The organism is Bradyrhizobium sp. Rc2d (assembly GCF_900099855.1).
In the GTDB taxonomy this organism is placed as follows: Bacteria; Pseudomonadota; Alphaproteobacteria; order Rhizobiales; family Xanthobacteraceae; genus Bradyrhizobium.
Genome location: NZ_FNCU01000020.1, coordinates 98881 through 111648, shown reverse-complemented (window position 1 = coordinate 111648; position 12768 = coordinate 98881). Strand labels below are relative to the sequence as shown.

Annotated in this window: 14 protein-coding genes and 1 tRNA gene; 3 read left to right on the top strand and 12 right to left on the bottom strand. The window is 62.3% G+C overall.

The annotated features are described in order from the left end of the window. Positions 1-103: 103 nt before the first annotated feature. Together BLV07_RS24375 and BLV07_RS24370 are read right to left on the bottom strand one after the other, a co-directional pair. Positions 104-946, bottom strand: coding sequence for a fumarylacetoacetate hydrolase family protein (locus tag BLV07_RS24375; RefSeq protein ID WP_091890593.1), 843 nt, complete (start codon positions 944-946; stop codon positions 104-106). Positions 947-1134: 188 nt separating this feature from the next. After that, on the bottom strand, positions 1135-1986 hold the full coding sequence (locus BLV07_RS24370) for an MBL fold metallo-hydrolase (protein ID WP_176945730.1): 852 nt from the start codon (positions 1984-1986) through the stop codon (positions 1135-1137). A 126-nt stretch (positions 1987-2112) separates the two neighbouring features. On the opposite strand from BLV07_RS24370, the gene BLV07_RS24365 reads away from it, so the two are divergent. Continuing rightward, positions 2113-2589, top strand: a complete 477-nt coding sequence (locus tag BLV07_RS24365) for a DUF3775 domain-containing protein (RefSeq protein ID WP_091890587.1) — start codon at positions 2113-2115, stop codon at positions 2587-2589. A 207-nt stretch (positions 2590-2796) separates the two neighbouring features. Here BLV07_RS24365 and BLV07_RS24360 read toward each other — a convergent pair whose 3' ends face one another. Together BLV07_RS24360 and BLV07_RS24355 are read right to left on the bottom strand one after the other, a co-directional pair. Beyond that, entirely contained in the window at positions 2797-3579 is a 783-nt protein-coding gene (locus BLV07_RS24360; protein WP_091890584.1) for an SDR family oxidoreductase, read from the bottom strand. A gap of 124 nt (positions 3580-3703) precedes the next feature. Beyond that, on the bottom strand, positions 3704-4216 hold the full coding sequence (locus tag BLV07_RS24355) for a CvpA family protein (RefSeq protein WP_091890581.1): 513 nt from the start codon (positions 4214-4216) through the stop codon (positions 3704-3706). A gap of 136 nt (positions 4217-4352) precedes the next feature. Between BLV07_RS24355 and BLV07_RS24350 the strand changes: the two genes are divergently transcribed. Next, complete coding sequence (locus tag BLV07_RS24350; RefSeq protein ID WP_091890578.1) at positions 4353-5114, top strand: SDR family oxidoreductase; 762 nt, start codon at positions 4353-4355, stop codon at positions 5112-5114. 270 nt (positions 5115-5384) lie between these two features. On the opposite strand, the gene BLV07_RS24345 is transcribed toward BLV07_RS24350, so the two are convergent. Further along, entirely contained in the window at positions 5385-6854 is a 1470-nt protein-coding gene (locus tag BLV07_RS24345; RefSeq protein ID WP_091890575.1) for a coniferyl aldehyde dehydrogenase, read from the bottom strand. A 310-nt stretch (positions 6855-7164) separates the two neighbouring features. On the opposite strand from BLV07_RS24345, the gene BLV07_RS24340 reads away from it, so the two are divergent. Continuing rightward, positions 7165-7241 (top strand) — tRNA-Met (locus BLV07_RS24340). Between the two features lie 410 nt (positions 7242-7651). Here the strand turns inward: BLV07_RS24340 and copD are convergent. The 7 genes from copD to BLV07_RS24310 all read right to left on the bottom strand — a co-directional run bounded on the left by copD (position 7652) and on the right by BLV07_RS24310 (position 12232). Next, positions 7652-8560, bottom strand: coding sequence for a copper homeostasis membrane protein CopD (copD, locus tag BLV07_RS24335; RefSeq protein WP_091890572.1), 909 nt, complete (start codon positions 8558-8560; stop codon positions 7652-7654). 2 nt (positions 8561-8562) lie between these two features. After that, a complete protein-coding gene (gene copC / locus BLV07_RS24330; protein ID WP_091890569.1) occupies positions 8563-8937 on the bottom strand; it encodes a copper homeostasis periplasmic binding protein CopC in 375 nt (124 codons plus the stop codon). A 23-nt stretch (positions 8938-8960) separates the two neighbouring features. Next, entirely contained in the window at positions 8961-9263 is a 303-nt protein-coding gene (locus BLV07_RS46460) for a hypothetical protein (RefSeq protein ID WP_143035483.1), read from the bottom strand. 306 nt (positions 9264-9569) lie between these two features. Continuing rightward, positions 9570-10073, bottom strand: coding sequence for a cytochrome b/b6 domain-containing protein (locus tag BLV07_RS24325; RefSeq protein WP_091890566.1), 504 nt, complete (start codon positions 10071-10073; stop codon positions 9570-9572). Between the two features lie 3 nt (positions 10074-10076). Further along, positions 10077-10892: an FAD:protein FMN transferase gene (locus BLV07_RS24320; protein ID WP_091890563.1), complete on the bottom strand. Its 816-nt coding sequence runs from the start codon at positions 10890-10892 to the stop codon at positions 10077-10079. A gap of 2 nt (positions 10893-10894) precedes the next feature. Continuing rightward, positions 10895-11350 (bottom strand): FMN-binding protein, encoded by a 456-nt coding sequence (locus tag BLV07_RS24315; protein WP_091890560.1) that lies wholly within the window; start codon positions 11348-11350, stop codon positions 10895-10897. A gap of 18 nt (positions 11351-11368) precedes the next feature. Further along, positions 11369-12232 carry a DUF6662 family protein gene (locus BLV07_RS24310; protein ID WP_091890557.1) on the bottom strand — a complete coding sequence of 288 codons (864 nt, stop codon included), beginning with the start codon at positions 12230-12232 and terminating at the stop codon, positions 11369-11371. Positions 12233-12768 lie beyond the last annotated feature (536 nt).

Genomic DNA, 12768 nt, shown 5'->3' with positions numbered 1-12768 from the left:
CGAAGCAATTTTGCGCTGGAGCGACGAAGCAATCCAGACTGCCTCTGTAGGACGATCTCTGGATTGCTTCGCTTCGCTCGCAATGACGGGAGAGGGCAGCAGCTTACGCCGCGATGATCTCCTGGCGCTGCTCGCCGAGACCTTCGATGCCGAGCGTGACGACGTCGCCGACATTGAGGAAGGTCGGCGGCTTCATGCCGAGGCCGACGCCGGGCGGGGTGCCCGTGGTGATGATGTCGCCGGGCAGGAGCGTCATGAACTGCGAGACGTAGGAGACGCACTTCGCCATGGAGAAGATCATGGTCTTGGTCGAGCCGGTCTGGCGACGCTGGCCGTTGACATCGAGCCACATCGACAGGTCCTGCACGTTCTTGATCTCGTCCTTGGTGGCGAGCCACGGGCCGAGCGGGCCGAACGTGTCGTGCGACTTGCCCTTGGTCCACTGGCCCAGGCGCTCGGTCTGGAAGTTGCGCTCGGAGACGTCGTTGCAGACGCAATAGCCGGCGACGTAGTTCAGCGCGTCGGCTTCCGAGACATATTTGGCACGGGTGCCGATGATCGCGGCGATCTCGACCTCCCAGTCGAGCTTGGTCGAGCCGCGCGGCTTTTCGACGGCGTCGTTCGGGCCGGACAGCGAGGTGTTCGCCTTCATGAAGATGATCGGCTCGCTCGGGATCGCAGCGCCGGTCTCCTTGGCGTGGTCGCTGTAATTGAGGCCGATGGCGACGAATTTCGAAATGCCGGTGACCGGTGCGCCGAACCGCGGCTTGCCCGACACGGCGGGCAGCGAGGCGGGGTCGAGGCCTGCCAGCTTCTTCAGGGTATCAGGCGAATAGGCTTCACCGGTCAGGTCCTTCACATGCGCCGACAGGTCGCGCAACTGGCCGGATCTATCGATCAGGCCGGGCTTTTCCGCACCCTTCTCGCCGTAACGAACAAGCTTCATTCTCGTTTCTCCCTGGGAATGGACCGATCGGTTGAACAGCTTCATGGAACAGGGCGGCGGGAAATTCAACCGCCTATGGCGCGGCGCATTGCTGCCAATCTTTGTTGGGTGGGCAAAGGCGCGGAGCGCCGTGCCCACCATTCTTTTTAATGGCCCGGAGACGGTGGGCACGCGTCGCTTTGCCCACGCTACGATTGCAACGCCACAAACCTGAACGCGTCTCCCGCCCGCTTGATATGCCCTGCCGAATAATGGCCGCCGATCACCAGCGTCGGCGTGTCGGCAAAACGCGAGAACATCTCGTGCCGGGTTGCCGCCGATTGAGCGGGCTCGGAATCGACGACCGAGCACCAGTCGAGATGCGCCATCTGGCAGGGATGATGGGCGACGTCGCCGGTCAGAAGCCCCTGCTCGCCACCGGACTCGATCAGGACGCTCATGTGCCCGGGACTGTGGCCCGGGGTCGGGATCAGCTTGATTTCCTCGCAGAGCCGGTGGTCGCTCGGGATCAACTCGGCCTGGTCAGCATCGACGACTGGCTTCACGGAATCGTTGAACACCGCAACCTTGTCCGGCTCGGCCGTGTAATCGCGCCAGTATTCATATTCGGTCCTGCCGAAGACGTAGCGCGCCTTCGGAAAGGTCGGCACCCATCGGCCGTCGACCAGCCTCGTGTTCCAGCCGACGTGGTCGACGTGAAGATGCGTGCACAGCACGGTGTCGATGCTGTCAGGCGGAAAACCCGCCGCGGTCATGGTTTCCAGAAACGGCGTGCTGCGGTTGTTCCAGGTCGGGACGCCGCGGCCCTGCTTGTCGTTGCCAAGGCCGGTGTCGACCACGATCCGGCGCGTAGGCGTCTCCACCACAAGCGAGTGGATCGACATCTTCAGCCGGCCTTCTTCGGTGGCGAACTGCGGGATCAGCCAGGGCAGTTTGCGGATTTCGTCGTTGGTCGCTGCCGGCAGGATGAAGCGGGTCGAGCCCACCGTCTCCATTTCGACGAATTTCGTGATCCTGACCTTGCCGACCTTCCACTGCATCCGGCGCATCCCCGTGTTCTTGCTCTTGCGTTGGAACATGCGCACTTTCCGCCATCAAGCGCAATGGATCATCTGAGGTGATGTGGCGTTATCGCGGGGAACCGGAAAGAAGCTGGAGAGGGAGCCATGCCAGAGCTTGCGATTTCCGCGGACAAGGTCGCCTTCATCATCGAGAAGGCGCGCGAATTCGACGTCAAGGAGGCGGCTTCCGATCCGGATTCCGGCTCGAACCCGAGCGATGACGACGCGATCGACGTCCTCGAGGACAACGGCTCCGATCCGGTCGGCCACGAGCTCGGCAGCTTCATGATCGTCTTGAACGAGGACGAACAGATCGATCTCGTCGCGCTGACCTGGCTCGGTCGCGGCGACGGCACCATCGATGATTGGGACGATTTGCGCGCCCGTGCCGTGGAGGCGCGGGGTGCGTATGGCAGCCCGCGCCGTGAAACGGTGCACTATCTGCTCGGCGAGCCCATGCTGGGCGATCTGCTCGCCGCTGGACTCGACGAGTTCGGTATCGACTGGGCCAATGAGCGTCTCACCGCCGATTCCTCCGACCCCAGCGAGCGCGACGAGGACGAAGCGACGAAGCAGCGGTAACTTCATAAGACCGCTCTCTCCCCGCAGTCACGGGGAGGGAGCGGGCGCCCGGGCGAGGCAGCGTGTTGTGGCTGTTGTGTCGGAAGGTCGCCACCCCATTCTCGTCATTGCGAGCGCAGCGAAGCAATCCAGAATCTTTCCGCGGCGGCAGTCTGGATTGTTTCGTCGCGAGGGCTCCTCGCAATGACGGGGAGAGAGCGGAGAGCCTTACAGCGTTCCCGGGAACGCGCCGCCATCGAGCAAAATGTTCTGCCCGGTGATGAAGCCGGCCTTGGCGCCGCACAGGAAGGCGCAGGCGTAGCCGAACTCGTCGGGCTGGCCGAAGCGCCCCGCAGGGTTGAGCTTGGCACGGTCGGCAAGGATCTGCTCCGGCGTGACGCCGCGCTTGTCGGCTTCGGCCTTGGCGGTGCCGGTGAGGCGGTCGGTCTCGAACGGGCCAGGCAACAGGCCGTTGATGGTGACGTTGTTGATCACCGTCTTGCGCGACAGGCCGGCGATGAAGCCGGTGAGGCCGGCGCGCGCGCCGTTGGAAAGGCCGAGGATGTCGATCGGCGCCTTGACCGCGGCCGAGGTGATGTTGACGATGCGGCCGAACTTGCGCGCCATCATGCCGTCCACCGTGGCCTTGATCAGCTCGATCGGCGTCAGCATGTTGGCGTCGATCGCCTTGATCCAGTCGTCGCGGGTCCAGTTGCGGAAATCGCCGGGCGGCGGGCCGCCGGCATTGTTGATCAGGATATCCGGCTCGGGGCACGCCTTCAGCACGGCCTCGCGGCCCGCCGGCGTCGTAATGTCGCCGACGATCTCGGTGACGGTCACGTCAGGATAGGCTTTGCGGATATTGTCGGCGGTCTTCTTCAGGGCTTCAGCACCACGCGCGGTCAGCGTGACGTGAACGCCGGCCTCCGCCAGCGCGATGGCGCAGGCGCGCCCGAGGCCCTTGCTGGATGCGCAGACGATGGCGCGGCGACCTTTGATCCCAAGATCCACTGTTTCACTCCCGTAATGTCAGGCAGGTTTTGGATGCGGCCACTCTAGCCAACATCGATGCCGCTGATAAGGGACGGGCTCGCTTCAAAATGCATGGCGCGCGCTGCGGCGATGCAAATGCGCCCTAGATGCGCCGCTCCTGCTTGAGCCGGTCGATCGCGGCAGCCGCTTCCGGCGGCAGCGATTTGAATCCCATCCGCCCCACCGTCGAGAACAACGGCCGCAGATGCGAGCCGGCGAGGAACGGCGGCTCGCGGTTGGCCGGCACGATCTGGTCGAACACCGCTACCAGCGTGATGGCGACGAGGCCGACCCTGATGGCGCCGAGCGCAGCGCCGCCGAGCCGGTCGCCAATACCGGCCTCGCCGATGGTGTCGTTCAGCGCGATGCGGCCGATATGCCCGAGCAGCATGCCGACCACCACGAAGATGGCGAAGAACCAGATCCAGTTCTGGAGCAGCGGCGAATTTGGATTGGCTGCGATCTGCGGCGCGATGAGCGGCATCAACGCCACCGCCATCGGCGCGGCGAGGAGATAGGCGAGGATGGTCATGGCGCTGCGCAGCAGCCCGGTCCTGAATCCGAGGCCGACCGCGATGGCGAGTGCCGCATAGACCGCGAGATCGAAACTGTTCATGCGTGCGAGCTCACCTCGGGGAACGTTGCCGCGCTGGAACGAATGAACGCCGAACCGATCATTCCGGTTTCAGATCGCTAAAATCGTCTGTATTGATGGCTGCAAAAGCTCAGCGATTATGCCCAGGGAAATCGTCATGTCAGACCTATTCGACGTCAGTAAAGAAACCATCCTTGTGACCGGCGCGAGCCAGGGGCTGGGGCGGCAATTCGCCCGGGTGCTGGCGGCCCATGGCGCATCCGTCGCGCTCGCCGCGCGGCAGACCGACAAACTGAAAAGCCTGGAAGAAGAAATCCGCGGCAAGGGCGGCCGCGCCGCCGCCGTCGCGCTCGACGTCACCGACACCGCGTCGATCGCCAGGGCGGTCGATGCGGTGGAAGCCGCGCTCGGGCCCATCACCGTGCTGATCAACAATGCCGGCATCGCCATCGAGAAACTCGCGACCGAGCAGACCGAGGCCGATTGGGATGCCGTGATCGGCGCCAACCTGAAGGGCGCCTATTTCCTCGCGACGGAAGTGGCGCGGCGCATGATCGCGCGCAAGCAGCCGGGCAACATCGTCAACATCGCCTCCGTGCTCGGCACCGGCGTGCTCAAGGCGGTGTCGCCCTACGCGATCTCCAAGGCCGGCATCATCCAGGCGACCAGGGCGATGGCGCTGGAGCTCGCCGGGCAGAGCATCCGCATCAACGCGCTCGCGCCCGGCTATATCGACACCGAGATGAACCACGCCTTCTGGTCGACGCCCGCAGGCGAGCGCCTCGCCAAACGCATCCCGCAGCGCCGCGTCGGCGCCGAGTCCGATCTCGACGGCGCGATCCTGCTGCTGGCGTCGAACGCGTCGCGCTACATGACGGGCAGTGTGGTCACCGTGGACGGCGGGTTCTTGCTGAATTGACGGGTTCTTGCTGAATTGAGTCCTGTTTGATTTGCACGCGCGCGAGAGCTTTACCCCCGATGTCGTCCCGGACAAGCGCGCCCTAAGCGCGCGCAGATCCGGGACCCATAACCACAGGGAGAAGTTTGGCGAAGACTCGCGGTGACCAGTCTCGCGCTGCAATCACCTTATGGGGTAATGGGTCCTGGCTTTCGCCAGGACGACGATGTGGTAGCAGCATCGCCTAAGTCGAACTGCTTCGCTGCGCTCGCATGACGGCGTTGAGACAGCCTACGACATGAACCGCATCAACTTCTCCAGCCGCGCGATCTTGCCGCCATAGGGCGGATAGAGGTCGGCGAGGCGGTTGAACTTGGAGCGATAGAACACCGGCTTCAGCTTGCTGAAGGTGCGAAAGCCCCATTCGCCGTGATAGGCGCCGGTGCCGGATGCGCCGACGCCGCCCATCGGCTGGTTGATTTGCGTGAAGTGGAACAGGCAGTCGTTGATTGTGACGCCGCCGGAGATGGTGCGTGACAGCACCTCGTCGCGCGCGTTGCTGTCCTTGCCGAACCAGTACAGCGCCAGCGGCCGGTCGCGGGCGTTGACGAAGGCGATGGCGTCGTCCGGATCGCGATAGCCCAGCAGCGGTAGCACGGGCCCAAAGATCTCCTCCTGCATCACCGCCATCGCTTCGGTCGCGCTGAGGATCAGCGTCGGCGGGAATTTGCGGTGCGCCTTCCAGTTGGGATCGTCGGGCCTTGCCGGCTGCAGGATCCTGGCGCCGCGCTGGGCCGCATCTGCGACGAGGCCTTCGAGCCGCGCATAGTGCCGGTCGGAAATAACGGAGGTGTAGTCCTTGTTGGCGGGATCGGTGCCGAACATGCGCCGCATCTGCGCGCGCACCTTTTCGGCAAAGGACTGCACCGAATTCTCCGGCACCAGCACATAGTCCGGCGCGATGCAGGTCTGCCCGGCATTGAGCAGCTTTCCATAGGCGATGCGCTCGGCCGCCTCGTTGAGATCCGCCGAGGCGTCGATGATCGCCGGCGACTTGCCGCCGAGCTCAAGCGTGACGGGAGTCAGATTGCGTCCCGCAGCCTCCGCGACCAGCCGCCCGACCCGCGTCGAGCCGGTGAAGACGAGATGATCGAACGGCAGGTGCGCAAAGCCCTTTGCGATCTCGTCCTCGATGCCGGTGACGAGCACTTCGGTGGCATCGAACCTCTGCCCGACCGTTTCCTTCAGCAGCGCCGAAAAATGCGGCACGAGCTCGCTCGGCTTGATTATGACACGGTTGCCGGCGGCAAGCGCGCCGATCGCGGGCGCGAGCGTGAGCTGCAGCGGATAATTCCAGGGCGCGATGATGCCGATCACGCCGAGCGGCTGCGGCATCAGCCGGTTGCGCGCGGGCAGGAATTGCAGCGCGGTCGCGACCCGCTGTGATGTCATCCAGCTCTTCAAATGTTTTGTGGCATGCCGGATTTCGGAGAACACCAGCATGGTCTCGGCAATCGTGGTCTCGACCGCCGAGCGGTGGCCGAAATCGGCCGAGATCGCCTGCCGCAAGCGCTCCTCGTTGTCCGCGACCACCGCGCGCAGCCGCGCCAGCCGGTCGAGCCGTTCGGCGAGGTCAGGCGCCGGCTCGGCCCGCGACCGCGCGACCATGGCATGGAAGGCATCCTGCAGCGCCCGCAGCGGGGTGCTTGCCAGGGACGGCTCCAAGGCGTGATCCAAGGCTGGGTCCAAGGCACGGTCCATGGCGTTCCTCCCTAAAATAGGCGTCCGGCCCTGATTTTGTTGCGGCCAAGCTGGCCCTTTGCGGAACTCCTGGCAAGTGCATGCCAAATGGACCCAAAATCGGTCCATCCGTTGTCATAAAGTCGAAAAAAACGTTCCCGCAGCCCTTTCCAAAGCCGGCCCGCCTTGATACATACGCCCCGCACCCGATGGGCGTTGCCCGGGGTTGCCTTCCAAGGAAGCCTTTGGGACGAGTGAGGCAAGCCACGCGAACAGCGCGGGCCTCAACCGACCGTCCCCGGCTTTTGGCGAAGGCAAAGCAAGTGTTTAACGCGGGGTGGAGCAGCCCGGTAGCTCGTCAGGCTCATAACCTGAAGGTCATAGGTTCAAATCCTATCCCCGCAACCAAATTCGGATTGACCGGATCCGATATGAAAATGGCCCGCATCGCGCGGGCCGTTTTTGTTTTGGGGACGATCGCCATCAACGGCCGGTACCTCCCGCTCAGGTCGTTCAGCAGCGCGGCGACGAGCCCGTGCCGAACTCGGCCGGTTTGGTGAGGCTTCGCGGCGATCGCGATCTCAGGCTCAATTAAGTGCACTCTCACTGCAATTCAGACTTGGCCGGCAAACCGTTCCTTGAAAAGGATGGCTAAGCCCGCCGCGCACGATCGATTTAAGAGTCGGTCGAGCGAGATGCCGATGCATCGCGGAAGGCGGCGCCCTCACAATGGGATCAACTCTTGTGCTGCAGCAAATGTGCATTGTCTTTCGCGCTCGGAATCGGGGGCCTGCCATACGCCGTCGGTGCGTGAAGGGCTATGAGGTGGCAGCAGGTTCAGTGACGCCCAGAAAGCTAACGATCAGGATGATAGCTAGACCAAGGCTCTGTTCGGCAACCGCGTTGATCAGGAGTTTGCGAAGGCCGCGTTTCATGTCCGCTGTACTTGACTCCAGTAGGGTGGGGACGACGAAGAAGCGATTGAAACCGGCGAACGCAACCATGGCGGAAAAGAGTAGAAGCTTTAGCAGAAGCAATTGGCCGTACGTTGTCGTGATCAAGTTCCAGAACGAGCCCACAAGGAACCAGGAATTGATTAGACCGGATACGACCAGGATAGCGACGGCGGCATAGCCCATAACGGAAAAACGCAACGCAGCTTCGCAAGCATCGCGCTCGGCTTCTTTGTTACCGCGAAAGGACGCGACCGCGAGGTCAAGCAAACCAACGAGTCCGCCAAGCCATGCACCTGCTCCAACAAGGTGGAGAGAGTCCGACAGAGTGTGCACTGCTCTAGCTTCGCTATCTTCGATTTGCGTGTGCCCGACGCCCGCCAAGCTGCCCAGCAGAATTGCGCATATTGCGAGGAGGAGCAGCTCAAGCTTCTTCGACGGACCTCTCACGAGCAATGTAAGGGTACCTATCGCCGCAATCGCCGCTCCGAGACGCAAGAATGCGACGGCTCCAAATGACGTATCCGTCAGCACGAATCGGGCCGCTTCCCAAGTCGCGCCCCCTCCGCTCATGCTGATCGTCACGCCGATGAACCACAAAATGCCGCTGGCAAGGATGAGAAGTGAAACCGACAGCGAGATTGCCAGCCCGCGGGTGCCCCCGTCGCGATTTGCCGCTCGCGGATAGGCGTAGAAAGGAAACAGCACTAAGCCAAATAGGACGAGAGACGTCGCGTAATGCACGAAGCGGACGAGGACGAGCCATAGCTGCACGACTAGTTGCCGATAGTGAAGGTGTATTCGCCCTTGACGCGGTGGGTGTCCTCAGAGACCGCGTGCCATATCACCCGGTACTTACCCGCCGGCAATGGCGCATCGAGAGGCACCACAAGCTGCTTCTTGTCCTTCAGGTCGACCGCCGGGGTACCTGTAGCAATCGACTTGCCACTCTCGTCCCGCAACTCCAGGCCTGAAAATTTGGCAATAACTCCTTCCGAGAAGTTCAGGCGGATTTCCTTGGTCGTGGGCGCGGCGCGCTCTATGCCGTCCGACGGTGGAGCAGAGGATGTGAGCTTAGGATGAGCCATTGCTTCGGTCGCAGCAAGGGCGAGGCCGATGCTCGCGCTGATGGCCAAAAGTCTAGCGCGCATAATTCATTCTCCTCGCCTCGAACCTACCATCCCCAGCTGCGGTAGCTGGGATAGTAATAATTGTAGTAGTTGTAGCGCGGCCGGTAATAGCCGTAGTCGCCGCGATCCTCATGATAGCTCCCGTGCAGGTCACGGAGGGCGCGGTGATAGGCGCGATGCTCGGCACGGCTCTCAAACCCCTCCTCGTGGGCCCGCTCATGAGCTTCTCCTAGCTCGTCATGAAATGCGCGGTGTCCACTGTACCACTCGTCATGGGCGAGGGCCGGCACTGTGGACAGTGCCGTAAAGGAAAATGCAGTGGCCAGAAGTGCACTCTTCAGTTTCATGACAACTCTCCCGATTCTAAGAGGCGATACGAGGAACCTATTCCGGGAAAAATAGGCATTCGCGCTTGAATGAATGCTGAACCAAGTTTGACGGGAAAGAGACAGGGTTCGGAGTCCCTTTCGTTGCGCTTCCTGTCGATCTCATGAGGGAGTCCGCCACTCGACGAATCGTTGCAACTCGCCACACAGGATAGAGAAAGCGTGGTTATCCGCGTGGCGTTTTCATGGGACGGCGCCTAGCCTAACACCTCATGGGCGAGACTCCACAGCCGTGCAGCGCTGGCTGGGTTCCAAATCGAATGGAATTCACTGCGAAAGCGCTTCGGTGCGTCGGCCAGTGGTTGCGGATGCGACGCGACTCCCGCTCGCCGCCGCGCCATCCCGAGATGATATCGCGCTGTCCGCGCTGCGCCTGACCGTTGCCGCAAGTAGTGCATGGATAGGAAACAACGCCATGCATGCAATCCCGATGGCGATGTGGATCCACCGGGCCGGCTCCCGCGTTTGTTCGCCCCCGTAATAGAGCACGAGACCTGTCATGGCGAGCAAGGCAAGCATGGCCAGCGTGGTGCCGCCGGTCCATCGCTTGCGGCGCCGGTGCCAGCCCGACCGCACGTGCAACGGCAGCAGCGAGCCGATTGCGATCAAAACTGCATAGGCCGAGATGCCGTGGAGCATCAATAGCAATCGTTCCGATTCACCGGGCTCGGCGTCGATGAGGTCGTGCAGAACGAACCAGGCGGCGCCGGTCAGCGCGACCACCGCGGTTGCGGTCCAGACAGCGCTCTTTTGAACAAAGCCGAGGCGCATGGATCAGGCCGCCATCGACTGGAGATCACCGCCGCTGATGAAAGCCGTCGCGCCGAAGCGACCGAAGCAGGGATGCTGCGGCTCGCCGCTCTGGACCAGAATCTTTGTCAAAGAGTCCGCGACGATGCAGCTTGGTGCGACGACCGAATAGGCTCGTCTGTCGGCTGTGGAGTCCGGCGATTCCGGCGCTCCGTTCCGGCCGACAGTGGCGAAGGAGGAGGAGGTCGCGATGGCGCCGTTGCGCAAAAGTCCGGCCTGCAGCAAGCCCCGGCCTGGAACGTGCACATGGATCGGCTGGTCGATCTCGCCCATGACGCGCAGATCGCCGCCGGCGTTGACAGTCGCGCATCGAACGCCCGCTGCGCGAAGCGAGGCGACGGCGCGATCCACCGCGTAGCCCTTGGCGATTCCGCCAAGGTCGATCGCCACCGCTGCCGTCAGACGCACGGACCGATCTTCCGACAGGCGGACTGCGCTGAAGTCGCCCTTACAGACATGGTCGAGGTCGTTGGACGGCAGCAACTCGCGGCGCATCAGCTCGAAGCCGACCGCGCAGTCGAACAGGCCGTTGCTTGCTGCATGAAACGCTGCCGCGTGACGCAGAACCCGCGCCGTCCAGGGATGGACTGCCACGGGCTTTCGGAACGCCGCGCGATTGATGCGTCCGATGTCGCTACCTGCATCGTGGAAGCTCATCAGACGCTGAACCAGCGACACCGCCTCGAAGGCGCGGGCAATCGCTCGTTCAGCGTCGGCTTGCGCGACGCCGTCGACCTCGATCTCCACGATCGTGCCCAGCAGCGGTCGTGCGCGCCTCATGGCTACTGCCCCCTCAGACTCTGGTACTGCCCGACAACCCGTCTCACGCCATCGGTAATGTGCTTGCACGACAATGTCGCGCCGCTGATGTTCTTGATATCGACATTGAGCTGCAGCGGCGAGCTCGCGCTCTTGCCTATGAATTGCGAGCGCCACGAGGCCTCGCGAACCTCGTAGCCATAGGATTCGTTGTATTCGAGGATTTCGATGTGCTTGACCGTGCCGCCGGCGGTGATGCCAACGGCGTATTTAATGTATTCGTGCTTGCCGAGCACACGATCGATCACGACGATCCCGCCCGAGGAGGCGCGGAAGACCCCCGCCCTGCCGGCGGGGGAGAACGATGCGCCGGGAAAGATCGCCTGCATCGCCTGCTGTTCACTCATATACACGGTGGCGCCAGCCGGCGCGATCAGAACGATCGCTGCCGGCGCGGTGAGGAGTGGTGTCCACTTCATACTGCCTGCCTCGAAACGTCATTTCACAGCGAACGGCACGCCGAGGCGGAACATCACCTCATCGCGCGCGTGCTCGTCGCCGTAGATGCGTCCGTGCTTCACCACCGATGCCTGGTCCTCGTTGTAGGTGATCACCATCGGCAGTTGGTGCCGCCAGGCCAGCGTCCACCAGAATTCCTTCTGGCCGTAGTGGATGACGGGTCCGGCAAAGAACGCGGAATGTTCGGGATTGTTGAACCAGTAGCCGGTGAACTCGTTGTGGATGCGAGTCTCGAAGCCGATCATCCAGTTCGGCATCACCAGATAGGACATGCCGAAGGTCACGTCGATCGGCGAAGCTCTTTCGATCGAGCCGTCGGCGTAGACCTCGCGCTCATGCTTGCCCATGATATTGATCGCGGCAATAAGGCGATCGTCCAGGAAGTTCTTCTGCAAGATCACCCGCCATTCCAGCTCCTTCTCCTTCGGTCCGATCTCCGGCTCGATGTAGAGAGCAAGCCCGATCGGATCGGTCACGGGATTGAGAACCTGGTAGATCGCCTCGAAGGAAACCGAATCGAAGCGCGTCTTCTCGTAACGCGAGTACGGGTCGAAGGAAGCATCGAGAAACTGAGTCACGCCCGGTCCGCCCGTAGTCCCGTCGAAGCCGTTGCGGAAGGCGTTGGCATAACTCCAGTTGAAATAGCCGGAAATCTGCAGCTGGTTGGTGAGGCCGTATTCGATCTCCTCCTTGTTCTGCATGAAGAAATACTGCCCCTGCGACTGCCCGGCCTGCATGAACGATTTGTGTTCGTATTCAAACGTGCCCTGCGGATGCACATCGGCGGTGTAGATCCAGCCGAACGGTGATTCCCCTGCACGCGCCTGACAAGCGGTCAGCATCACAGCTGCCGCGCATATCGGTCCCACCAAACGCTTCACTGTCGTCCCCTTCAAAGAAAAGCCTGTGGGACTCGGCCTACAGTGACACACGAAGGTGTGACAATACGCCTCAGCTCGGAATCGATCTAAACTCGTCCAGCGCATTCACTCGCGGGATGCTCGGCGTCATTTCGCAAGGCTTCGGGAAGAATAAGTAAGTGAGCAGTAAGAACAGCTTACTCTCTATGCGCTTTCTTCCCGATTTTTGGTTGGAACGATTCTAATTTTGACAAATTCCAATCGAGGGTCGGATCTGTTGCACTCATCCTCAGTGGGCACGACGTGCCGACGTCTTCGCAAGACGCCGCGTGAAGCGGGCCACTTCTGTTTGGTGGCTCCTGCGCCTCAGAATGTCGTAATCACCTTCCCATCCGCCCCCACCAGCGTCGACGGTGCCTCCCCAAACACCAGCCCCTCCGGCTGAAACTTGATCGTTGTCCCGCCCTCGACGAACTCCGCGAAATTCCGCGGCGTTGCCGAGTGCACGCCGTTGGCCA